The sequence below is a fragment of the Pantoea sp. X-Soil-ISGK-285 genome (assembly GCF_059730815.1).
Genome location: NZ_AP035938.1, coordinates 27,249 through 48,474 on the forward strand (window position 1 = coordinate 27,249; position 21,226 = coordinate 48,474).

21 protein-coding genes are annotated in these 21,226 nt (G+C 58.3%); 15 read left to right on the forward strand and 6 right to left on the reverse strand.

Annotated features, from left to right (window positions below; genetic code table 11):
* Positions 1-48: 48 nt before the first annotated feature.
* A complete protein-coding gene (xylR, locus tag AC6I8B_RS00125) occupies positions 49-1,227 on the forward strand; it encodes a D-xylose utilization transcriptional activator XylR (RefSeq protein ID WP_163638502.1) in 1,179 nt (392 codons plus the stop codon).
* Positions 1,228-1,285: 58 nt separating this feature from the next.
* Here xylR and AC6I8B_RS00130 read toward each other — a convergent pair whose 3' ends face one another.
* From AC6I8B_RS00130 to AC6I8B_RS00150, 5 genes are all read right to left on the reverse strand, one after another.
* Positions 1,286-2,419 carry an ROK family transcriptional regulator gene (locus tag AC6I8B_RS00130; RefSeq protein ID WP_022624794.1) on the reverse strand — a complete coding sequence of 378 codons (1,134 nt, stop codon included), beginning with the start codon at positions 2,417-2,419 and terminating at the stop codon, positions 1,286-1,288.
* Positions 2,420-2,724: 305 nt separating this feature from the next.
* Complete coding sequence (gene dnaC, locus AC6I8B_RS00135) at positions 2,725-3,465, reverse strand: replicative helicase loader DnaC (RefSeq protein ID WP_010258898.1); 741 nt, start codon at positions 3,463-3,465, stop codon at positions 2,725-2,727.
* Positions 3,465-4,001, reverse strand: coding sequence for a primosomal protein DnaT (gene dnaT / locus AC6I8B_RS00140; protein ID WP_010258900.1), 537 nt, complete (start codon positions 3,999-4,001; stop codon positions 3,465-3,467). The genes dnaC and dnaT overlap by 1 nt, the downstream gene beginning before the upstream one ends.
* Positions 4,002-4,112: 111 nt before the next feature.
* Positions 4,113-4,793, reverse strand: a complete 681-nt coding sequence (locus AC6I8B_RS00145; RefSeq protein ID WP_497817548.1) for a hypothetical protein — start codon at positions 4,791-4,793, stop codon at positions 4,113-4,115.
* A 75-nt stretch (positions 4,794-4,868) separates the two neighbouring features.
* Complete coding sequence (locus AC6I8B_RS00150; RefSeq protein WP_010258902.1) at positions 4,869-5,555, reverse strand: autotransporter; 687 nt, start codon at positions 5,553-5,555, stop codon at positions 4,869-4,871.
* Positions 5,556-5,708: 153 nt separating this feature from the next.
* Here AC6I8B_RS00150 and AC6I8B_RS00155 point away from each other — a divergent pair, with 153 nt between their 5' ends.
* The 9 genes from AC6I8B_RS00155 to AC6I8B_RS00195 all read left to right on the forward strand — a co-directional run bounded on the left by AC6I8B_RS00155 (position 5,709) and on the right by AC6I8B_RS00195 (position 14,813).
* The gene (locus AC6I8B_RS00155; RefSeq protein ID WP_045139480.1) at positions 5,709-6,275 is read left to right on the forward strand and encodes a DNA-3-methyladenine glycosylase I; all 567 of its coding nucleotides are present in this window, start codon (positions 5,709-5,711) and stop codon (positions 6,273-6,275) included.
* Between the two features lie 110 nt (positions 6,276-6,385).
* Positions 6,386-7,048, forward strand: a complete 663-nt coding sequence (locus AC6I8B_RS00160; protein WP_033768418.1) for an OmpA family lipoprotein — start codon at positions 6,386-6,388, stop codon at positions 7,046-7,048.
* Between the two features lie 135 nt (positions 7,049-7,183).
* On the forward strand, positions 7,184-8,164 hold the full coding sequence (locus AC6I8B_RS00165; protein ID WP_497817549.1) for a LacI family DNA-binding transcriptional regulator: 981 nt from the start codon (positions 7,184-7,186) through the stop codon (positions 8,162-8,164).
* 65 nt (positions 8,165-8,229) lie between these two features.
* Positions 8,230-9,255: a LacI family DNA-binding transcriptional regulator gene (locus AC6I8B_RS00170; protein WP_497817550.1), complete on the forward strand. Its 1,026-nt coding sequence runs from the start codon at positions 8,230-8,232 to the stop codon at positions 9,253-9,255.
* Between the two features lie 139 nt (positions 9,256-9,394).
* Positions 9,395-10,144 (forward strand): hypothetical protein, encoded by a 750-nt coding sequence (locus tag AC6I8B_RS00175; RefSeq protein ID WP_010258907.1) that lies wholly within the window; start codon positions 9,395-9,397, stop codon positions 10,142-10,144.
* 9 nt (positions 10,145-10,153) lie between these two features.
* The gene (locus tag AC6I8B_RS00180; RefSeq protein WP_010258908.1) at positions 10,154-11,119 is read left to right on the forward strand and encodes a sugar kinase; all 966 of its coding nucleotides are present in this window, start codon (positions 10,154-10,156) and stop codon (positions 11,117-11,119) included.
* Positions 11,120-11,151: 32 nt separating this feature from the next.
* Entirely contained in the window at positions 11,152-12,432 is a 1,281-nt protein-coding gene (locus AC6I8B_RS00185) for an MFS transporter (protein WP_010258909.1), read from the forward strand.
* Between the two features lie 74 nt (positions 12,433-12,506).
* Positions 12,507-13,481 (forward strand): glyoxylate/hydroxypyruvate reductase GhrB, encoded by a 975-nt coding sequence (gene ghrB / locus AC6I8B_RS00190; RefSeq protein WP_010258910.1) that lies wholly within the window; start codon positions 12,507-12,509, stop codon positions 13,479-13,481.
* Between the two features lie 81 nt (positions 13,482-13,562).
* Entirely contained in the window at positions 13,563-14,813 is a 1,251-nt protein-coding gene (locus AC6I8B_RS00195; RefSeq protein ID WP_497817551.1) for a valine--pyruvate transaminase, read from the forward strand.
* Here the strand turns inward: AC6I8B_RS00195 and AC6I8B_RS00200 are convergent.
* Entirely contained in the window at positions 14,810-16,261 is a 1,452-nt protein-coding gene (locus tag AC6I8B_RS00200) for an aminotransferase-like domain-containing protein (RefSeq protein ID WP_010258912.1), read from the reverse strand. The two genes, AC6I8B_RS00195 and AC6I8B_RS00200, sit on opposite strands and share 4 nt — an antisense overlap.
* Positions 16,262-16,428: 167 nt before the next feature.
* Between AC6I8B_RS00200 and AC6I8B_RS00205 the strand changes: the two genes are divergently transcribed.
* From AC6I8B_RS00205 to AC6I8B_RS00225, 5 genes are read left to right on the forward strand one after another with little or no spacing between them, the layout of a single operon-like run.
* Positions 16,429-17,895, forward strand: a complete 1,467-nt coding sequence (locus AC6I8B_RS00205; protein ID WP_346438437.1) for a hypothetical protein — start codon at positions 16,429-16,431, stop codon at positions 17,893-17,895.
* Between the two features lie 17 nt (positions 17,896-17,912).
* Positions 17,913-19,187 carry an ATP-grasp domain-containing protein gene (locus AC6I8B_RS00210; RefSeq protein ID WP_010671607.1) on the forward strand — a complete coding sequence of 425 codons (1,275 nt, stop codon included), beginning with the start codon at positions 17,913-17,915 and terminating at the stop codon, positions 19,185-19,187.
* Positions 19,175-19,882 (forward strand): class II glutamine amidotransferase, encoded by a 708-nt coding sequence (locus AC6I8B_RS00215; RefSeq protein ID WP_497817552.1) that lies wholly within the window; start codon positions 19,175-19,177, stop codon positions 19,880-19,882. The genes AC6I8B_RS00210 and AC6I8B_RS00215 overlap by 13 nt, the downstream gene beginning before the upstream one ends.
* Positions 19,883-19,887: 5 nt before the next feature.
* On the forward strand, positions 19,888-20,688 hold the full coding sequence (locus AC6I8B_RS00220) for a 2OG-Fe(II)-dependent halogenase WelO5 family protein (protein ID WP_497817553.1): 801 nt from the start codon (positions 19,888-19,890) through the stop codon (positions 20,686-20,688).
* A 29-nt stretch (positions 20,689-20,717) separates the two neighbouring features.
* On the forward strand, positions 20,718-21,218 hold the full coding sequence (locus tag AC6I8B_RS00225) for a YbaK/EbsC family protein (RefSeq protein ID WP_031591028.1): 501 nt from the start codon (positions 20,718-20,720) through the stop codon (positions 21,216-21,218).
* Positions 21,219-21,226: the final 8 nt, after the last annotated feature.

Below are 21,226 nucleotides of genomic sequence, written 5' to 3' on the forward strand. Positions count from 1 at the left end.
TTCAGCCGTGTTATGCAATGCGCTGAGGATTTAAGGGAACGCGCCATCATGCATGATAAACGCTATCGCATTACCCTGCTGTTTAACGCCAATAAAGTGTATGACCGTCAGGTTGTGGAGGGCGTCGGTGAGTATCTGCAGGCGTCGCAGACTGACTGGGATATCTTCATCGAAGAAGATTTCCGCTGCCGCATCGACAACATCCGGGAGTGGCTGGGCGATGGGGTGATCGCCGATTACGACGATCGCTCCATCGAAACCCTGCTGTCGAATGTCTCCGTGCCGATTGTCGGCGTTGGCGGCTCTTACCACCGGCAGGAGGATTATCCGCCGGTGCACTACATCGCGACTGACAACGCCGCGCTGGTGGAGAAAGCCTTTCTGCATCTGAAAGAGAAGGGCATTAATCGCTTTGCCTTTTATGGTTTACCGGCCTCCAGCGGCAAGCGCTGGGCACAGGAGCGTGAACAGGCGTTTCGCCAGTTGGTGGGACGTGAACGCTATCAGGGCGTGGTCTATCAGGGCATGGAAACCGCGCCGGAAAACTGGCAGCACGCCCAGAACCGTCTCGCCGACTGGCTGCAGACACTGCCGCCGCAAACCGGCATTATCGCCGTCACGGATTCACGGGCGCGACACCTGCTGCAGGCGTGCGAACACCTGAAAATACCGGTGCCGGAGAAGCTTACGGTGATCGGGATTGATAATGAGGAGCTGACCCGCTATCTGTCACGCGTGGCGCTCTCGTCCGTGGCGCAGGGCTCACGGCAGATGGGCTATCAGGCGGCCAAACTGCTGCATCGGCTACTGGATAAGCAACCCTTACCGCTTCAGCGCATCCTGGTGCCGCCGGTGAAAGTCATCGCCCGGCGCTCTACCGACTTCCGCTCGCTGCGCGATCCGGCGGTGATTCAGGCGATGCACTACATCCGCTTCAACGCCTGTAAGGGGATCAAAGTGGAGCAGGTGCTGGATGCAGTCGGGCTATCGCGCTCTAATCTGGAAAAACGCTTTCGGGATGAGACCGGCGACACCCTCCATGCGATGATCCACCGTGAAAAACTGGAAAAAGCGCGCGAACTGCTGGCCTCTTCATCGCTCAACATCAACGAGATCTCGCAGATGTGCGGCTATCCTTCGCTGCAATACTTCTATTCGGTCTTCCGCAAAAGCTACGACACCACGCCGAAAGAGTATCGCCAGCATTTTGGGGAGAATGTGTTGTAGCAGGAAGCGTTCAGTCTGAGGTGGATGGATACCGGATGAATCAGGGCGGCTTGAGCCACTAGATCATCCGCTGCTCACTCTGCTCCAGCACCGCCAGCGCCAGCCCGTTGGCCGGATCGATCCGCTGCTCAGGAAAGTGCAGCAGGGTATGTGCGGCGGTAAAGGCCAGCGCGTTGCCGTGTGCGGTAGTGCGCACCGCCTTGCAGAAGACTTCACTGGCGTTCCACGGACAATCAATGATGATGGTGGCGGGATTGAGCAGCAGCATAATCTGACTCAGCGCCGCACCCAGATAGCCACCCGCCTGCGCCATCACCTCATCCACCACCCGTGGCGCGCTGTCGCGGTTCTGCCAGCTCAGGCCAGGCTGACGCTGCGCCAGCTGCTGTTTAACCGCAGGCTGGCTGACCAGCGCTTCCAGGCAACCGCGGCGGCCACAGCTGCAACGCGGGCCGTCGGGCTGGACAACCAGATGTCCCGCCTCGCCCGCCGTCCAGCTGTGCCCGGTAAATACTTCGCCATGCTGTACCAGTGCACCGCCAATTCCCTCGGAAATACGCAGATAAAAGTGACCGCTCTCCACTGATAATCCACGCAGCTGTACCGCCAGCAGCGCAGCGGCTTTGACATTATTCATAATGCGGATGGGGAGACTGACGTGCTTACTCAGCGCGCCCAGCAGGTCAACATCCTGCCATTCGAGGGGCAATGAAATATGCATCCAGCCGCGCCGGGGATCGACGATACCGGGAAAACCCAGGCCAATGCCGAGCAAATCAGGATAGCTTTTCATCAGTTCCCGGCACAGCATCGCCAGCTCAGCCAGCAGTCGGGTCGGGTTACTGGTATCGGTGCGCAGCGTCTTTTCAGCCAGCACCTGTGAAAAATAGTCGCAGACCCGCCAGTGGATGACGTTGCGTTCCACCATGATGCCTGCGCTCTTGAGTTTTTCCGGCCGCAGGGTAATCCCGATTTTAGGCCGTCCGGCGGACGCGACGCTGACCGGCCCCAGCTCCTCTATCAGACCCTGCTCCAGCAGGTCATCAATGATTAATGAGACGGTATTTTTGCTGAGTGTCAGCGCCTCCGCCAGATCCTGACGCGACGTCACGCGCAGCTTACGCAGCTGAGTCATCACCCGTTTCTGGTTATTCAGTCGCAGTAGTGCCGGGCCTTTGCCGTTCGTTTTCATTACGGGTTCACTCAACAGAGGAGTAAGAATTGAGTGTATCAGCCCATACGTATTCCACATCCCACACTTTTGCGGGCGGTTTCACACAACCTGATCGCCTGTGGCTAAGATCGTGACCGCGATCAGATCGTGGGATTAATGCCGGGTTTTCTGCTGCACCAGTGGCCGGACGTCGGAATGATCCTGACTCAGCGCGTCCGGCTGCGCCGGGCATGGGCGGAAGGGCAAAGGCGGTGTAGCTCGTCGTTATGAAGAGGGACTCCTGGCCCGATGAGCGCAGTGACCCGGCGCTGCCGGGTCACTGTTTAATATTCGTCGCCGCGTACCCGACTGCGATAGCTTTCCCAGTCGAAGCGCACCCACAGGCTGTTGCCGAGGCGCATACGGTCCATGACACGTTCGCCCAGCAGCGTATTCATGCCCGCATGGTCGAGGTTGGATAACATGCCGGTCGGGCGTTTCGAGGAGGATCGGCGATCGACAATCTGGTTAATAATCACTTTTTCGTAGCGCGATTCACTCTGCATACCGATCTCATCAATCACCAGCAGATCAACACTGCTGAGATCCTGAATCAGCCGCTCTTCGGTAATACCGCTGCTGCCGCTGAAGGTGCCCTTCATGCTCGACATCAAATCAGCAACCGTCACGATCAGCACGCTTTTACCGCGCAGGATCAGGTCGTTGCCAATCGCGGCGGCCAGATGGTTTTTACCGGTGCCGGGACGGCCTGAAAAGACAAAACTGGCGATGCTGCCATCAAATTCAGCGGCATACTGACGCGCCAGTTCCAGCGCCTTGCGCTGTCCCTCATTCTCTACCCGGTAATTATCAAATGAGCAGTTCATATGCAGCTCGCGAATGCCGGAACGGCCCATTACGCGCTGCATTTTCATTGCGCGATTCTCACGCACAATCGCCTCTGATCGCAGGCGACCCTGCTCCTGATTCCACGCCAGCAGCTCTTCGCCATTGGCAAATTTAGGACGGGTGCCTGCGGGCATCATTTTTTTCAGACGGTTAAAGAGATCGTTTGGCGTTTTCATCATTCACCTCGGAAACCATCGGGAATGGTACGGTCAGGATCGGGCAACTGCGTGATATCACGCTTCGGTTGCCCGCCGTTTGCGGCACGGTTCATCTGAATGCTGCGTGCCAGTTTCTGTTGCCACTGTACATGATGGAACATCCGGCCTTCCGCCTGCCAGTAAGCCACAAAGGCCGCCAGCTCGCTGGGGGTCACTGGTTCGCCCAGCGACACACCCCAGATCGCGGCCTGGCGCGTAAAGTCGGCATCCGGCTGCCAGCCCTGATACATGGCGAACTTACCTGCCGGCGTATGGATCGCGGCGGGGGAATCGTCATACAGGCTGTCATCCAGCGCCACATCATTCGGCTGCCGGGCGGCGGCTTCCAGCGCCAGCAGCTCAGCCAGACGCTTAGGTGTGATGGCGTACATCACCGGCGCATAATTATCTAACACCGCCAGCGTGCCCTTTTCCGCCTGCTGCAGGGCAGTCAGCGGATCCTGTCGGAAGGCATCCAGGCCAATGAGCGTTGAAGTTAAGATTTTAGCTGACATGAAAAGACCTGAGGTTAACGAACACCTTGCGCCGGGAACCCGTCGCCGACGCAGAAGTGTTTATTGTACCTTTTTTAATGATGCGGATCGCTTAAAAAGCAAGAGTGCGGATCAGTGCGAGGTGACCGGAGAAGTGGCGTGACGGGCCGGTGCAGATTCGGTGGCGTGCACGCTGACGGCAGCGGCGGCCGGACGGGTCTGCCATAGATAGCGAACCGAGGCCAGCCAGCACAGGCCGTAACCCAGCAGTTCGGTACCCTCTTCGGCCATGTTTTTCACCACGCGGTTGTAATCGCCCAGCATCAGGTGCTGCCACAACGCATGAATACCAAACAGTCGTGAGAAGACCAGCACCACTAAAAAGCCGGAGGCCATCACCGGCCAGCTGCGGTGTTGCAGCAGCCTGGCCAGCGCGTGCAGGGTTTTTTTCGGCGTTCGCAGCGCGACGGCCAGACAACCGGCCGTCACCGCCAGGGCGAACCAGATCCAGCTGCCATGCTGGATGGTATCAAACACAAAGTCGAGCTCACGGATCAGCATACAGCTATAGAAGCCCGCCACTAAGGTCAGCGCGCCGCGCTGAGCCGGACGGCGCTGGGCCGCAATAAAGAACAGGGCGGCAATCACCGCCAGCATGATTTCCTGGGTGGTTTCAGTAAAAGAGGTTTCGTGCAGCGCATCATTCATCCAGGCCACATCAATATAGATGGGCAATATCATCAGAGCGAGAAAGAGTGCTGCCAGTATGAAGACCGTCATTTTACGGCCAATAATTGTCAAATCGTTGCGCATAGTGTTACCAGTATAATGATTAGCGGACTCATTATATTTTAAACGCCCGATTCCCTTTCTCTTTTCATGCCCCGGTCAGAAGCTGGCGCTGAAGCCAAAGGTATAAAGTTGCTGCTCCTGGTTATTCAGCGCTTCGCTTTGTGAAAACGCGGCGAAAGCCGCCAGATTATCGTTCAGAGGCACTTGTGCACCGATGCTCAGATCGATGCCTTCGGACTGATCGGTGCCGTTCGTCGCCTCACGCCGGGGATTCTGCGGCGTGTCTGCCAGCAGATAGTGATAACTCAGCTGCGCCCAGGGCGATATCCATCCCTGCTGCGAATCGATGCGCCAGCCGACGCTGGCGCTCTGCTCACGACTCTGCTGATCGCTGTAGTCACATTGCAGACAGTTCATCTGCTGTGGATCAACGGCATACTGCGCCACCGGCCCGGTGGTAAATGACGGGGCAATGGGCAGGTCAACCCCAGCCCGATAGCGTTTTCCCAGCGGGGTGGTGCCTACGCTGCCGGTTTCACTGTGGACGGCGATGGGTGACGCGGTGGGAGAGTTGATGGCGGCTTCAAACAGGGCGCGGCTCTCATCGCTGAAGGCGAGTGGCGTCAGGGCGATCTTCTCCGCCAGAATCGTATCGTAGTCGGGCAGAAAGTCGGGATGCTGAGGCGCAGAGATGCCGCCGCGCGCAAAAGTCGGTTGCGTTAAGATTAACAGCCATACAGCACAGCAGATCCGCAGACCTTTCCAACCGCTTCTCGGCAACATCGCTTCTCCAGGCAAGGCTGAAGTTATTATCCGGCGTTTAAATTAAATTTCGGCCCGTCTCTGTTATTTAACCGGTGATCGTTTAACTATCAACCGATTAATTCTAAGATCAAGCGGACCGCTAAAATATTCTCGTTATAAAGGAACAAAGCGATGCAACGATGTGGTTGGGTAACGCAGGATCCCCTCTATCTGGCTTATCACGACAGGGAGTGGGGTGTGGCACAGAGAGACAAGCGTGCGCTGTTTGAGATGCTCTGTCTGGAAGGACAGCAGGCGGGGTTATCCTGGATTACCGTGCTGAAAAAGCGGGAAAACTATCGGGCGGCGTTTCACCAGTTTGATCCGCAGGCCATAGCGTTGATGGATGCGGCAGAGATCGACACGCTGATGCTCAACAGCGGCATTATCCGCCACGCCGGAAAAATCGCGGCGATTATCGCCAACGCCCGTGCTTATCTCCAGATGGAAGCAAAAGGGGAGGATTTCAGCCACTTCGTCTGGCAATTTGTCGATAACGTGCAAATCGTTCACCATTATCCTGACTATAGCCAAGCTCCCACCACGTCAGAGCAGGCCATTGCGCTCTCGAAGGCGCTAAAGCAGCGTGGTTTCAAATTCATCGGCCCCACAATCTGCTACTCCTTTATGCAGGCCTGCGGGCTGATAAACGATCATCAGAGCAACTGTTTTTGCCATCCTGACAACCAAAAGGCGTAATTCCCGCTAAATCAGGATTTTTCCTCACTACATTCCCGGCCACCAGGCGGCATAATCGTGCCACTTATGGGAAAGGTTTTCCCCTGTGTGTCGAATGTAAGGGAACAAAAATGCAGAAGAAATTAATCGCCATCACCTTGTTATTAAGCGGCAGTCTGGCCCTGCCAGGTTGTACCACCAATCCTTACACCGGCGAATCTCAGGCGGGTAAGTCAGGTGTGGGCGCAGGCCTGGGTGCGTTAGTGGGTGCCGGTGTCGGCGTACTCTCCTCGTCGAAGAAAGATCGCCGTAAAGGTGCGCTGATTGGTGCTGCAGGCGGAGCCGCACTGGGCGGTGGCGTGGGCTACTACATGGATGTGCAGGAAGCGAAACTGCGCGACAAGATGCGCGGTACGGGCGTCAGCGTGACCCGTAATGGCGATAACATCGTCCTGAATATGCCAAACAATGTCACCTTCGACTCCAGCAGCAGCAATCTGAAACCTGCCGGCGCGAACACACTGACAGGTGTTTCAATGGTGCTGAAAGAGTATCCGAAAACCGCGGTAAACGTAGTGGGTTATACCGACAGCACCGGCACCCGCGCGCTGAACACGCGTCTGTCACAGCAGCGTGCTGAAAGCGTCGCCAGCGCGTTGATCGTGCAGGGTGTTGCCAGCGACCGCCTGCGCACGCAGGGCGCAGGCCCGGATAACCCGGTTGCCAGCAACAGCACCGAAGCAGGCAAAGCGCAAAATCGTCGTGTTGAGATCACGCTCAGCCCGCTGGGATAAACGCGGTCGCCCCCGCCCGGGGGCGCCTTTTTTCTGTAAAGCATCGCGTTAAAAGTATCAGTAATGTTTCTGCGAATAGAGCCAGCAGAGGCTTTATGGTAGTCTGATCAAAAATTGATCAATGGACGCCTTCCCATGTCTCTTAAAGCCATCGCTACGGTTTTAGGTCTTTCCGTAACGACCGTCAGCCGCGCCCTCAATGGTTATCAGGATGTCGCTCAGGAGACGCGTAAACGCATCGAAGAGGAAGCGCAGCGGCGTGGTTATCGGCCTAATGCGGCGGCCCGGCGTCTGAAAACCGGCCGTGCTAACGCGGTGGGGTTCGTCTACCCGATCGGCGCCTCTCCCCTGAATGGCAGCGACTTCAGCGACATGCTGCTGGCGCTGGAGCATTACCTTGCCCGTTATGACATTAACCTGCTGTTGCTGGCGGATAAGCAGCAGAGTCAGGCGACGCTGACACGCCTGCTGCGCAGTGGCGCCGTTGATGCCCTGATCGTCGGCCACACCACGCCAGAAGACAGTCGGCTTCATGCTCTGCTCCAGACCAATTTTCGTTTTCTGGCGCTGGGCCGCAGCGATCTGCCATCGACCTATGCGTGGTTTGATGTTGATCACCTTGCCGGTTCACAGCTGGCGGTGGGCTGGTCGCTGGCGCAGGGACGGCAGCGGATAGCCTGGCTTGGCAGCAATGAAAACAGTACGCGGGTGCGTGACCGGCGTCAGGGTTATCTGACGGCGCTGGGGGAAGTTACGCCTTACGCGATGGCGGCGGTGGCACCGTCGCGTCGCGCCGGCTATCAGCAAACCCGGGAGTGGCTGGCAGAGGGGCCAGCACCGGAAGTGATCATCACCGACTGCGCTGCGCTGGCTGAAGGCGCGGCTCTGGCGCTGCAACTGGCGGGGCGTGCAGCGGGCGAGGGTGCCATTCTGCTGGCGGGCTGGGAAGGATTGCCGCGAGATGCGATTCTCGATCATCCCATTGTCGCCATTCGCCAGGCGACGCCGCATCAGGCCGGTGAACAGGTGGCTGAAATGGTCATCCGGCTGATTGATGGCGCACCGCCGGAAACGTTACAGACCCTGTGGCAACCCTGGCTGCAATTACCGGCGTAGCGCTTTTTGCGCCGGGCTTTGCTTGTGCTAGTCTCTGCCGGGTTTCTTATTACGCAGGATATCTCATGAAAATCAGGCCGCCTCGCGCCACCATCAGCGATGTTGCTCACGCGGCACGAACCGGTAAAACCAGCGTTTCACGCTATCTCAATGGTGAACTGCATCTGCTCTCTGCCGGTCTGAAAGCGCGGATCGAACAGGCTATTGCTGATCTCAGCTATCGCCCGAGTCAGATGGCGCGCGGCCTGAAGCGCGGACGTACCCGCCTGATCGGGCTGATTATCGCCGATATCACCAATCCCTATTCTGTTGATGTCATGAGCGGTATTGAAGCTGCCTGCCGCGAGCAGGGCTTCACGCTGCTGATGTGTAACACCAATAACGAAGTGGATCTGGAGCAGCACTATCTGCAATTGCTGAGCAGCTATCAGGTTGAGGGCATTGTGGTAAACGCAGTCGGGATGCGCGAAGAGGTGCTGAACCATCTGCAACAATCCCTGCTGCCGATGGTGCTGATTGACCGTAAAATCCCCGATTTTCCCTGCGATGTGGTGGGCCTGAATAACGCCGAGGCAGCTGAAACGGCAACGCGGCATCTGGTCGACAATGGCTATGATGCGCTGCTGTTTCTTAGCGAGCCGCTGGGCAGCGTCAACACGCGCCGTGAGCGCCTGCAGGCCTTCCGCCAGCTATTGGCAGAGCATCCGCAGGTTGAGCATGAGAATACGGAAGTGGCGCTGCATCAGCCCGCCGCGCTGGATCAGGCGCTGCTGGCCTTTCATCAGCGTCACACCGGCAAACGTTGCGCAGTGATGGTCGCCAACGGGGCGCTGACCCTGCAGGTAGCGCGATCGCTACAGCGACTCAATCTGCACTGGGGCCGCGATATCGGCCTGCTCGGTTTTGACGAACTGGAGTGGGCGGCGCTGGCCGGTGTCGGTATCACCACGCTGAAACAGCCCACCTGGCAGATTGGCTACAGTGCGCTGGAACGACTGATTACGCGCATCGAAGGCAGCGGATTGCCGATTGCCGAGCAGGTCTTCTCTGGCGAACTTATCGTTCGCGGCTCCAGCCAGCCTCTTAACTGAATTTCAGATTTAACCTTCCGTTTACGTGCTCGCTTCGTGAGCACGATCATAATTTCACAGTTTGCTGCTTTGCTTTGGAACCGGTTCCATTTAGGGTTTTTGTATTCGTTATGGGCAGAACCCTGCCATGGAGTAGAACATGAAACCTGACATCATCGTGGTGACCGCCGCATATGGCCACGCACAGATCGCCGCTCTCGGCGGTCAGCGTGCGCTGCTGCCGATTATCCAGCAGGCGGGCGCAGACGGGGTCGAAATCCGCCGCGAACTGCTTGATGACGCGGCACTGGCCGATCTGCCGGCACTGGCCCGGGCGGTGGCGCAGCATCAGCTGCACAGCAGCTATTCGGTGCCCGATACGCTGTTTTGTGACGGCGGCGAAATCAATCCCCGTATAACCCACTACGTTGAAGAAGCACGCCAGTTAAACGCTCAGCGGCTGAAAGTGGCGCTGGGAGAGTTCACTGGTGCGCTGCCTCGCGAAGCGTTGCAGGCGCTGCTGGCAGATCTGCCGTTTCAGCTGACGGTGGAAAATGACCAGACTGAGCATGGCCGACTGGCTCCGTCAGTCGCCTTTTTCACGGCGGTCAGGGAAGCGGATCTTCCGATCAGCATGACCTTTGATATGGGTAACTGGTGCTGGACCGGTGAGGATGCCGATCAGGCGGCGCAGCAGCTGGCTGCGCAGGTGGGCTATGTGCATGTCAAAGCCGCCGTGGCGCACCAGGATAGCTACCGCGCGATTGCGCTGGATGAGGCTGATGACCACTGGCGCACACTGCTGCAACAGTTGCCCGCACAGGCACCGCGCGGTATTGAATTTCCGCTGGAAGGCGACGATCTGACTGCGGTGACACGCCACTACGTGTCGCTGCTGCGTAACGTGTAAGGAGTGAAGATGACCACGCATCACACTATGCATCACAACGGTCCGCTTGATGTTGTCACTATCGGTGAAGCGATGGCGATGTTCATCGCCCGTGAAACCGGCGACCTGGCCGCAGCAGAGACCTTTGTTAAACGCGCGGCGGGCGCTGAACTCAATGTGGCGACCGGCCTGGCTCGTCTTGGCCTGAAAGTGGGCTGGGTCAGTCGTATTGGCGATGACGCTTTTGGCCGGTTTATTTGCCAGCAGCTGGAAAAAGAGGGTATCGACCACGCCCGGGTGACGGTCGATAAGCGCTATCCCACCGGTTTTCAGCTCAAGTCCAAAGTCGATGACGGCTCTGATCCGCTGGTGGAATATTTTCGTAAAGGCTCGGCGGCCAGCCATCTGTCGGTCGACGATTTTAACGCGGACTATTTTGGTTCGGCGCGTCATCTGCACCTGAGCGGTGTGGCGGCGGCGCTGTCAGAGAGTTCGCTGGAGTTGCTGAAGCACACCGCCAAAGAGATGCGCGCGCGCGGTAAAACTATCTCGTTTGACCCTAACCTGCGGCCGGTACTGTGGCGCAGCGAAGAGGAGATGCGTAAGCAGCTCAATCTGCTGGCGGAGTATGCCGACTGGGTACTGCCGGGCGAAAAAGAGGGGCTGATTCTGACCGGCTATCGTCAGCCAGAAGCGATCGCGGATTTCTATCTCGATAAGGGCGTGAAAGCGGTCGTGATTAAAACCGGTTGTGACGGTGCCTGGTATAAAACGGCGCAGGGCGAGCAGGGCCAGGTTGAGGCGATAAAAGTCGACAACGTGGTTGATACCGTAGGCGCCGGAGACGGCTTTGCCGTTGGCGTCATCAGCGCCCTGCTGGAAGGTCAGTCGCTGCCGCAGGCGATTCGTCGCGGCAACAAAATTGGTTCGATGGCGATTCAGGTCATTGGTGACAGCGAAGGTCTGCCGACGCGTCAGCAACTGGGCGACGTGTAGTTCGCGCCCCTCTACAGTCACAGGAGTTCCCGATGAAAAAGCAGACAATCGCGCCAAAACGCTGGTGGTTCATCATGCCCATCGTGTTTATCACCTACAGCCTGGCGTATCTCGATCGTGCAAATTTTAGCTTCGCTTCTGCTGCCGGGATTAATGACGATCTCGGCATCACCAAAGGTATGTCCTCGCTGCTGGGTGCGCTGTTCTTCCTGGGTTACTTCTTTTTCCAGATCCCGGGTGCAATTTACGCCGAACGCCGCAGCGTCAAGAAACTGATCTTCTGGTGCCTGATCCTGTGGGGCGGCTGTGCCTCACTGACCGGCGTGGTCAGCAACATTCCGATGCTGGCGGCCATTCGCTTTATTCTGGGCGTGGTGGAAGCCGCGGTGATGCCCGCGATGCTGATCTACATCAGCAACTGGTTTACCAAGTCGGAACGTTCACGCGCCAACACCTTCCTGATCCTGGGTAATCCGGTCACGGTGTTGTGGATGTCGGTCGTGTCAGGCTATCTGATCGAATCGTTTGGCTGGCGTGAGATGTTTATCTTCGAAGGGATTCCGGCGGTGGTCTGGGCGATCGCCTGGTGGTTCCTGGTGCAGGATAAGCCGGCGCAGGCGCGCTGGATGAGCGATGCCGAGAAAGCGGCATTGCAGGCTGAACTGCAGAAAGAGCAGGAAAATATTAAAGCGGTGCGCAACTACAGCGAAGCGTTCCGCAACCGCAACGTGATCATTCTCTGCCTGCAATATTTTGCCTGGAGCATCGGCGTCTATGGCTTTGTGCTGTGGCTGCCGTCGATTCTGCGTAACGGCACGCAGATGGGTATGGTAGAGGCGGGCTGGCTCTCTGCGGTGCCTTATCTGGCGGCGACCATTGCGATGGTGGTGGTCTCCTGGGCGTCGGATAAAACCCAGAACCGTAAGCTGTTCGTCTGGCCGCTGCTGCTGGTGGGCGCGCTGGCGTTCCTGGGCTCTTATCTGGTGGGATCGAACAATTTCTGGATGTCCTACACCCTGTTAGTGATTGCCGGTGCCGCGATGTATGCGCCTTACGGACCGTTCTTCGCCATTATTCCTGAGATGCTGCCACGCAATGTCGCCGGTGGCGCAATGGCGCTGATTAACAGTATGGGTGCGCTGGGGTCGTTTATCGGTTCATGGATTGTCGGCTATCTTAATGGAGCCACCGGCAGCCCGTCCGCGTCCTACATCTTTATGGGATCGGCCCTGCTGGTTTCGGTGTGGCTGACGCTGATTGTGAAACCGGCGCAGAACAAAGCGCCGCCGCTGCAGGGTGCAAAACCCGCCTGAAAGCGTAAACGTTAGCCTCTATTTCTCCGGGCGGCCTGCAAGCCGCCCGCTACTTATTGACCGGGAGCCACCGAATGAAACCCGCTGTAATTCTCTATAAAAAACTGCCCGACGATCTTTATGCTCGCCTGGCTGAACAGTGTGACGTGACGGAAATCAGCGATCTCTCGCCGGAAAGCCAGCAGGAACATGCTGCGGCGTTCCAGCAGGCAGAAGGTCTGCTGGGATCGGGCGGTAAAGTGAATGGTGAGCTGCTGGCGAAGATGCCCAATCTGCGCGTCTGCTCCAGCGTCTCTGTAGGCTATGACAATTTTGATGTGGATGCGCTGAATCAGCGTCACGTGGTGCTGATGCACACGCCGACCGTGCTGACCGAAACCGTGGCGGACACCATGATGGCGCTGGTACTGAGTACCGCGCGTCGGGTGCCGGAACTGGATGCCTGGGTCAAAGCGGGCAACTGGCAGAAGAGCATCGGTCCGGCACAGTTCGGCATCGACGTGCACCATAAAACGCTGGGTATTCTCGGCATGGGACGTATCGGGATGGCGCTGGCGCAGCGCGCCCACTTTGGCTTCGGTATGAAAATCCTCTACAACGCCCGCCGCGAGCATGAAGAGGCGCAGTCGCGCTTTGGCGCACAGCGTTGTGAGCTGGAGGCGCTGCTGAAGCAGAGTGATTTCGTCTGCATCAGTTTGCCGCTGACTGAAGAGACGCACCATCTGATCGGTGCCGCCGAGCTTGAACTGATGAAGCCGGATGCGGTGCTGATCAACGCCGGTCGCGGGCCGGTGGTGGATGAGAATGCGCTGATCGCCGCGTTGCAGGCGGGCAAACTGCATGCCGCCGGGCTGGATGTGTTTGAGCAGGAGCCGGTCTCTGCCGACTCTCCGCTGCTGTCGCTGCCCAATGTGGTGACGCTGCCGCATATCGGTTCGGCCACCCACGAAACCCGCTACGGCATGATGCAGGATGCGGTAGAGAATCTCCTCGCTGCACTCGGTGGAAGCGTCGAGAAAAACTGCGTGAACCCGCAGGCGCTGAAGTAATCCCCTCGCCTTTCCATTGCGCCCGCCCATGGCGGGCGTTATGGTGGACCCCCGATTCGCTATCACAAATATTTAACCGCTATGTCTTTTTCTCAGTTCGGCGACAAATTTACCCAACATTCCGGCATCTCACGTCTGATGGAAGATATGGGCGCGGGCCTGCGAACGCCCGGCACCATCATGCTGGGCGGCGGTAATCCGGCGCAGATCCCGGCCATGAACGACTACTTTCAGCAACTGCTGCAGCAGATGCATGAGGAAGGCAAACTCAGCGAGGCGCTGTGCAATTACGACGGCCCGCGCGGAAAAGCGACGCTGCTGGCGTCGCTGGCCGGGCTGCTGAGCGATCAGCTTGGCTGGCCCATCACCGCACAGAACATTGCGCTGACTAACGGCAGCCAGAGCGCTTTCTTCTATCTGTTCAATCTGTTCGCCGGTCGTCGGGCCGATGGCAGCAAAAAGCGGGTGCTGTTCCCGCTGGCGCCTGAGTATCTTGGCTATGCGGATGCCGGCCTGGAAGAGGGGCTGTTTGTGTCGGCGAAGCCGAACATTGAGCTGCTGCCTGAAGGTCAGTTTAAATATCATGTCGATTTTGAGCATCTGCCGATGAATGAAGAGGTCGGGCTGATCTGCGTATCGCGCCCGACCAACCCCACCGGCAACGTGATCACCGATGATGAACTGGTGCAGCTCGATGCGCTGGCACAGCAGCATGACGTGCCGCTGCTGATCGACAATGCCTATGGCGTGCCGTTCCCCGGCATCATCTTCAGCGAGGTGCGCCCGCTGTGGAACCCCAACATCATTCTCTGCATGAGTCTGTCGAAGCTCGGCCTGCCGGGTGCGCGTTGCGGCATCATTATCGCTGACGAGAAGACCATCACCGCGCTGAGCAATATGAACGGCATCATCAGTCTGGCACCCGGCAGTATCGGTCCGGCCATTGCCAATGAGATCATCCGTCGCGGCGATCTGTTGCGGCTCTCCGAAGAGGTGATTAAGCCGTTCTATCAGCAGAAGGTGCAGCAGACCATTGCGATCCTGCGGCGCTATCTGCCGGAAGACCGCTGCCTGATCCACAAGCCGGAAGGGGCGATTTTCCTCTGGCTCTGGTTCCGCGATCTGCCGATCACCACCGAATTGCTTTATCAGCGGCTGAAAGCGCGCGGCGTGCTGATGGTGCCGGGCCACTTCTTCTTCCCGGGACTGGAACAGGCGTGGCCGCACACCCATCAATGTATGCGGATGAATTACGTGCCGGATGCAGAGAATATTGAGCGGGCGGTGCAGATTCTGGCGGAAGAGGTTGAGAACGCCTGGCGCGACAGCTAATCTTGCGTATCGGTTAACGACAGCTGGCACCACTGTGCCAGCTGCTGAATCGCCTGTTCCACTTCCGCATTCCAGCCAAAACCGGCATTCAGCCGGAAACAGTGATCGTAGCGCTGGTCGGTGGCAAAAATGTGGCCCGGCGCAATGCCGATGCCCGCGTTGCGCGCTTTCAGAAACAGCTCGCGCACGTTCAGCGCCTGTCGGGGCATCTCAACCCACAGCACATAGCCTCCTTCCGGATCGGACACCCGGGTTCCCGCCGGAAATTCCCGTAACACTGACTGACGCATTTCACGGATTTGTCGTGCCAGCTCACGCCGCAGCTTACGCAGATGAGCATCATAGCCGCCGCTGCGCAGCAGTTCCGCCACCGCCGCCTGCGACAGCACCGAGGTGCCCATGGTTGAGGTATATTTCAGTGAGGCGATTTTGCGCATGTAGTTGACGCTGTGAACCCAGCCGATACGAATGCCTGGCGCCACGGTTTTAGAGAAGCCGCTGCAGAGAATGGCGTTGGGGCTGAAGGCGCGCATCGGGAAAGGGCGGCGTTCACCAAAGGCAGTATCGCCAAAAATATCATCCTCAATAATCACCACGTCGTTTTCATCCGCCTGCCGCGCAATATAGGCCTTATGCTCGTTGGGAATGCTTTTTCCCAGCGGATTGTTGACGTTGCACAGGGTGAGAAAGACCCGCACCGCCTTGCGCTGAAACAGCCCGGTGAGCTTCGCGACATCGACATATCCTTCCGGCCCGGCTTCCACTTCAATCACCCGTAAATTGAGGTTATGCAGCATCTGCAGCAGCACGAAATAGCAGGGTGATTCCACGGCGACCACATCGCCCGGCTGGGTCGTGGCGCGCAGCGACAGCGAGATCGCCTCAATGCAGCCGTTGGTGATCAGAATATCGTCAGCGCTGATATTGCAGCCGTAACCCACTGCCCGGCGGGCAATCTCTGTTTTCAGCGGCGCATAGCCGGTGCCCTTCACCGTATTCCCGAGCAGGGCCGGTTTGCTGTAGCCCATCTGACGCATCAGCAGGCCGATGCGCTTGACCGGATAGAGCGCACTGTCGCCGTTGGCCAGATCGAGACGCACCCGGCAGTCTGAGCCAAGCATCGCCAGATGGAGCTCTGTCTGCTCATCAAGCGGCGCGATGGCGCGCGGCTGTTCACTGACGGCGGGCAGCTGACGCGAAGAGGGCCGCTGCGGGGCAACAAAAAAGCCCGATTTGGGGCGGGCAACGGCGTAGCGCTCATCTTCCAGCGTGCGCAGTGTCTTCAGGGCGGTGGTAAGGCTGACATTGTACTGCGTCGCCAGCGTGCGCACCGACGGCAGACGGCTGTCAGGTGCCAGCGAACCGGCATGAATGGCCTGCTTGATCTGTTCTGCGATCTGGCGGTAACGACTGCTCTGACTCTCCTGTTCCCCGATAATATCGGCCATCTGTTCCACCCCATATCGCGCTGATCTGTGCATATTCAACAGAGTACATTCAAAGTACTTTAGGCTGCATCTCTTAATTATTCATAACGCTAAACGGCCCGGCGACCCCGTCAGCCCCGGGCTTCAGACCATAAAGTGATTCTGTTCACCTGAGGAAAACGTGAGAAATGAATAATCTGCCCGCCATGATGAAGGAGATGGAAGCGTATCTGTCACCCGCCATCATTGAGTCTGCTCAGCGCTGCTCTCTTCGCCTGCTGGCAGCGTTGCCGGATCAGCAGCAGCTGGAGAATAACCGTGTGCTGCTCGCCTATGGCGGGGGAAAAGACAGCAGCTACATGGTGGCTTACGTGCGTTACATTCAGGGACTGATCTGGCAGCAGCAGGGCAGCACCTTTCATCTGCGGATCAGCACCAATCGCCATGCGGCGATGAATCAGAGCGTAATGGAGAATATCCACCGCGTTTATCAGTCGCTGGCGATGCATGATGATGAACGGGTGGAGTGCCTGGTGGTGGATGGCCTGCTTATCCGGCCGTTTGACCGCGACCTGCCGATGCCGGAGAGCGTGCGGCAGCAGAACCGCAATGACGTGCTGATGAATGGCCACCGGTTTCGCGCCGACGCGCGCTCGACCTTCTGCAACGCCTGTAATCTCAGCATGGTGAACTCCTTTGGCCTGGCGGCAGACTATAACGGTGGCGTGGACCTGATTGTTACCGGCGACTCGCCACAGGAGCAGGCCGCCTATGTCGCCTGGGCGCGGCACCTCTCACGGCTGTTTGATGCGCCAGTGGCGGACAAAACCCGGGGCTTCAGCGGGTTTCTGCAGACGCTGGATGGCGTGGCAGAGCGCTACTTCAGCGATGTTTATGGCGCCGATCAGCTGACGCCTGCGCACCGCATCACCCACCAGCTGGCGCGCAATCCACTGTTCTTCAACATCTATCAGGACACCGCCTATGAAGCGGGCGCGCACTGGGCACTGCTCAGCGAATTTATGCGCTTCCGTTTTGATGCGCTGATGTTCAGTTTTTCCGAATCCGACTGCGGTAATCCGACGCTGATGGCGCACCTGCGCGGATTGCGGGCAGAAACGCTGCTGCAGCGTCACTATGCCGAAGGGATCCGCGAATATGTGCGCTTTGCGCTGGGACTGATGGTGAAGAAAGATTTTCCGCCCGCGCTAATCGATGAGATGGCGGCGCGCTATCAGGATGACGCCGCGATCCAGCGGCAGCGGCAGCGCGCGGCGGACTTCGCCATACAGGCGTTTGACCTCAGCGAAGATCAGCTGATCTGCATGATCTACTCCCCGTTCCTGGCGCAGGGAGAGCAGCTCGGACACTGGCTGGTGCAGCAGCAGATTACGCTGGATGAGGCGGCCATCCGCGATCTGCTTGAGCAACGCAGTGAAGATCGCGCGCTGGCACAGCAGTTAACCCGGCTCTCCGGCATGACGCTGACGCAGATGCGGCACTGCTGGCAGAGCAAGCCGGTCAGTTCGCTGCTTGAGGGCAAAAGCGCCGATCCGCTGTCGCGCGTGCTGCGTTTTGATCCCCACAAAGCGGTGATTCAGGTCAATAACGGTGTACTGAATGACATCGTGACAGAAATCATTTCCGGGCGTTAACCCGGTAAGGCGAGGCGATGAAAAAGATTTTTCTGCAAATTGGCGCCACCCGCGACGGGCAAAATCCTTACTGCGCGGTGGCGAAGCGCGACGGCTATTTTACCGTGCTGGCTGAAATGGGTGATTTCGTCGATTACCAGTCGTTAAGCCTGGCTCTGCCATTTGATCTGATCATTCGCCTCGATCGACCCGAGAATCCCTGGGAGGTGATGCAGGCCTATCTGCACGCCGGTTTACTGGCGCATCCGCTGGTGGTGCTGGCGGGCTTTGAAGCCTACAACGCCAGCGCCGGACGACTGCGCGAGATGCTGGCCGGGCCGGATGCGCCCGCCGCCTTTATTCCGCTGGATAAATATGCGCAGCGTATGGCGCTGAAAAAAGCCTGGCCGCGCTTCCCGCAGCCGGAGTTCCGCTTTTTCGCCTCGCCGCTCAGCATTCTGGATGCCGGACAGGCGCTGATCTATCCCTGCGTCGTAAAACCGGTGGATGGCGGCGGCGGCCTGGGTATCTGGCTGATTGAGCATGCCGATCAGCTGCATAGCGTAGTGAAACAGCTGGTGCAGACCATGAACTACGGCGGACGCGGCTTCAGCGGCTTTATTGTGGAAAGCGCGCTGATCGGCGATGAGTTTTCGTTGCAGGGCGTGGTGCATCAGGGACATCCCCAGGCGCTGACCTGCTGCCAGAAGGTGATTGAGCAGCACCGGGATGCTGAGGGCTGCGTCAGCTTTTATGAGTCGGGGCATGTGGCGATGGCGGCAGCGGCCCTGCCGGTCTCGTTCAGCAGCCTGATGACATTCTGTTGCGAAACCTTTGGCTACCGTCAGGGTGCATTTCATATCGATTTTATTGTGGTCAACGGCGTGCCGCATTTCCTGGAGATGGGGTTCCGGCTCTCCGGCATGGGTGTGGCGACGCTGGTGCAGGAGGCGACCGGCATCAACTGGGCGGAAGTCACCTTCCGGCTGGAGGCGGGTGGCGCGTTACCTGTCTTTGCCTTCACCACACCCGGTGCGGTCGGCCAGCTGCGGTTGCGGCAACCGGCGCAGCTGCAGGCTGCCGAACGCTGGATCGATCAGCATCAGCAGGGCGCGCTGTTACCGCCACTCAGATTGCCTGCGTTACAGGTTTCGTCACGCTCATCGCTCTATGCCGACCTGACGCGTCACGCGGGCATTCTGGCCACTTTCAGCCTGACGGCCACAGCGCGTGAGCCGATTATGACCACTTTTCAGCAGGTGATTGCCGCGCAGCCGGTGGCGGCCGGGAGAGATAAAGTATGTGCAGGATGATTCTGGCGCATGGCCGGTTCGACAGCGCAGAGATTCTGGAGGCGGCGCGCGCCATGAGCTGCGGTGAAAGCGCCGAACACGATGGCCCGATCAAATCACACCCTAACGGCTGGGGCTGTCTGTGGCTCGAAGAGGGTGAGATTCGTACCCTGCACGGCACCGGCGCGTTCGCAGAAGCGCTGCCCGGTATCGATGTGGATCGGCTGCGCAGCCGGTTTCTGGCGGTGCATGTGCGGCACGCCACGCTGAGTAAAAATCAGGGACTGGCGTTTTCTCATCCGCTGTGGCGCAACAGCGCCGGACATCAGTGGTACATGATGCATAACGGCTTTCTGCCGACGATTTACCGCCAGCTCGGTCTGGCCGAATCGCACTTCGATTCAGAAGAGTATCTGCGTTATCTGGTGGATCAGACCACGCCTGCCGATTTCACCCGCGACTATCTGCGCACAAAGATGGCGCAGGTAGAGCCGGGCGGCAGCGCAGGGAATGCCATTTTCGTCACCCGTGACAAAGCCTGGGCGTGGCAGTGGTATCCGCACGACACGCCCTGGCCCGACTATTTTACGATGCATTTTCAGCAACAGGATGGTTGCACGCTGATCGCCTCTGAACCCGTGGCAATACCAGGCAGCGCTGGCAACTGGCGGCGAATGAACAATCATGAACTCTATGAAATACCGTTTAGGGAGTGATAAACATGGCAATTTTCAATCAGTTCCGCGTGATTAACCCCAACATGTTTGTGGAATCGACCTGGCTGGATGACATCGTCACCGCACGGGTGCCGCTGCTGGTGCTGCGTAATTTCCTGACGCCAGAGGTGCGGGAAGCGGTGGTGACTGACCTGCAGAGCTGCCGGGAAAAGATCCGTGTCTCCCACTATCCCAATGGCGCGCTGACCACGCTCGGCCCCTATCTGGCGCGTCATACTGCGGCTCCCGATAACTACTTTACCGAGCTGCGCGATATCCAGCCGGCGTTGCCGCCCTCGCTGAATACGCTGCGCGAACAGATTTACTGCTGGGTTCAGCATGCGCTGCGGCTGGAAAGTTTACGCATCGCCCACGAACCGGGTTGTGGAGACTATGCCGGTTCTATCGTGCGCTTTCATGCCAATGGCGTCGCGAACCCGCTGCATAACGACAATATCGTGCGCGACGCCGCAGAGACCTCGCTGGTGGTGACGCAAATCCTGCATCAGCTCAGCTGCGTAGTCTGCCTGCAGGAGTGCAACGCGGGCGGAGCACTGCGTATCTACAACAAAAAGTGGTCGCCGGAGGATGAGCAGTTCAAAACCGTCGGGGAGCTGGGTTATCGCAGTGGGGTGATCGAAAACAGCGAGATCTGCGAATTTTCACCACGCAGTGGCGATATCTATCTGTTTAATCCTGCGTTTTATCATGAGATCGATCGGGTCGAAGGCGATACCCGTATCACCATGGGTTTCTTTTTCGGGCTGACCGATAAAAAAATGAAACACGCTATCGCCTGGAGCTAAGCCGGGCTGTGCCAGAACAGGAGAAGGGAATGACGACGTTTGAAAAAATTACTGCGCTGCTGGATCAGCAGCAGGCCAGCTACCGCGTGGTGGAACATGAGGCGATAGGGCAGACCGAACAGATCAGCCAGATACGCGGTAACCTGCTGGGCCAGGCGGCCAAAGCGATGGTGCTGGAGGTCAGCATGCCGGATGGTGCGCCATCGCGTCAGCTGCTGGCGATAGTGCCGGGCGACTGCCGGATCAATTTCAAAAGTGCGGCGCGCGCCATCGGCGGCAAAAAATCCTCTTTCGCCGCTCCGGAGCTGGCGCAGGCGCTGACGGGCTGTGTGATGGGCGCGGTACCGCCGTTTAGTTTTGATGACCGGCTGGCGCTGCGGGTGGATACCCGGCTGCAACAGGTCGGAACGTTATGGTTTAACGCGGGCGAGCTGGAGAAGTCGATCGCGCTGGCTGTAGATGATTATTTTCGCATCGTGGGTGAAGGCTGCTGTGCCGATATCGCGACCCCGATTGCGGTCACCGCCTGACGGCAGGA

Excerpts from the sequence above, each read along its gene's own strand:
- xylR (WP_163638502.1), top strand. The coding sequence starts at position 49 with ATGCATGATAAACGCTATCGCATTACCCTGCTGTTTAACGCCAATAAA.
- AC6I8B_RS00130 (WP_022624794.1), bottom strand. The coding sequence starts at position 2,419 with ATGAAAACGAACGGCAAAGGCCCGGCACTACTGCGACTGAATAACCAG.
- dnaC (WP_010258898.1), bottom strand. The coding sequence starts at position 3,465 with ATGAAAACGCCAAACGATCTCTTTAACCGTCTGAAAAAAATGATGCCC.
- dnaT (WP_010258900.1), bottom strand. The coding sequence starts at position 4,001 with ATGTCAGCTAAAATCTTAACTTCAACGCTCATTGGCCTGGATGCCTTC.
- AC6I8B_RS00145 (WP_497817548.1), bottom strand. The coding sequence starts at position 4,793 with ATGCGCAACGATTTGACAATTATTGGCCGTAAAATGACGGTCTTCATA.
- AC6I8B_RS00150 (WP_010258902.1), bottom strand. The coding sequence starts at position 5,555 with ATGTTGCCGAGAAGCGGTTGGAAAGGTCTGCGGATCTGCTGTGCTGTA.
- AC6I8B_RS00155 (WP_045139480.1), top strand. The coding sequence starts at position 5,709 with ATGCAACGATGTGGTTGGGTAACGCAGGATCCCCTCTATCTGGCTTAT.
- AC6I8B_RS00160 (WP_033768418.1), top strand. The coding sequence starts at position 6,386 with ATGCAGAAGAAATTAATCGCCATCACCTTGTTATTAAGCGGCAGTCTG.
- AC6I8B_RS00165 (WP_497817549.1), top strand. The coding sequence starts at position 7,184 with ATGTCTCTTAAAGCCATCGCTACGGTTTTAGGTCTTTCCGTAACGACC.
- AC6I8B_RS00170 (WP_497817550.1), top strand. The coding sequence starts at position 8,230 with ATGAAAATCAGGCCGCCTCGCGCCACCATCAGCGATGTTGCTCACGCG.
- AC6I8B_RS00175 (WP_010258907.1), top strand. The coding sequence starts at position 9,395 with ATGAAACCTGACATCATCGTGGTGACCGCCGCATATGGCCACGCACAG.
- AC6I8B_RS00180 (WP_010258908.1), top strand. The coding sequence starts at position 10,154 with ATGACCACGCATCACACTATGCATCACAACGGTCCGCTTGATGTTGTC.
- AC6I8B_RS00185 (WP_010258909.1), top strand. The coding sequence starts at position 11,152 with ATGAAAAAGCAGACAATCGCGCCAAAACGCTGGTGGTTCATCATGCCC.
- ghrB (WP_010258910.1), top strand. The coding sequence starts at position 12,507 with ATGAAACCCGCTGTAATTCTCTATAAAAAACTGCCCGACGATCTTTAT.
- AC6I8B_RS00195 (WP_497817551.1), top strand. The coding sequence starts at position 13,563 with ATGTCTTTTTCTCAGTTCGGCGACAAATTTACCCAACATTCCGGCATC.
- AC6I8B_RS00200 (WP_010258912.1), bottom strand. The coding sequence starts at position 16,261 with ATGGCCGATATTATCGGGGAACAGGAGAGTCAGAGCAGTCGTTACCGC.
- AC6I8B_RS00205 (WP_346438437.1), top strand. The coding sequence starts at position 16,429 with ATGAATAATCTGCCCGCCATGATGAAGGAGATGGAAGCGTATCTGTCA.
- AC6I8B_RS00210 (WP_010671607.1), top strand. The coding sequence starts at position 17,913 with ATGAAAAAGATTTTTCTGCAAATTGGCGCCACCCGCGACGGGCAAAAT.
- AC6I8B_RS00215 (WP_497817552.1), top strand. The coding sequence starts at position 19,175 with ATGTGCAGGATGATTCTGGCGCATGGCCGGTTCGACAGCGCAGAGATT.
- AC6I8B_RS00220 (WP_497817553.1), top strand. The coding sequence starts at position 19,888 with ATGGCAATTTTCAATCAGTTCCGCGTGATTAACCCCAACATGTTTGTG.
- AC6I8B_RS00225 (WP_031591028.1), top strand. The coding sequence starts at position 20,718 with ATGACGACGTTTGAAAAAATTACTGCGCTGCTGGATCAGCAGCAGGCC.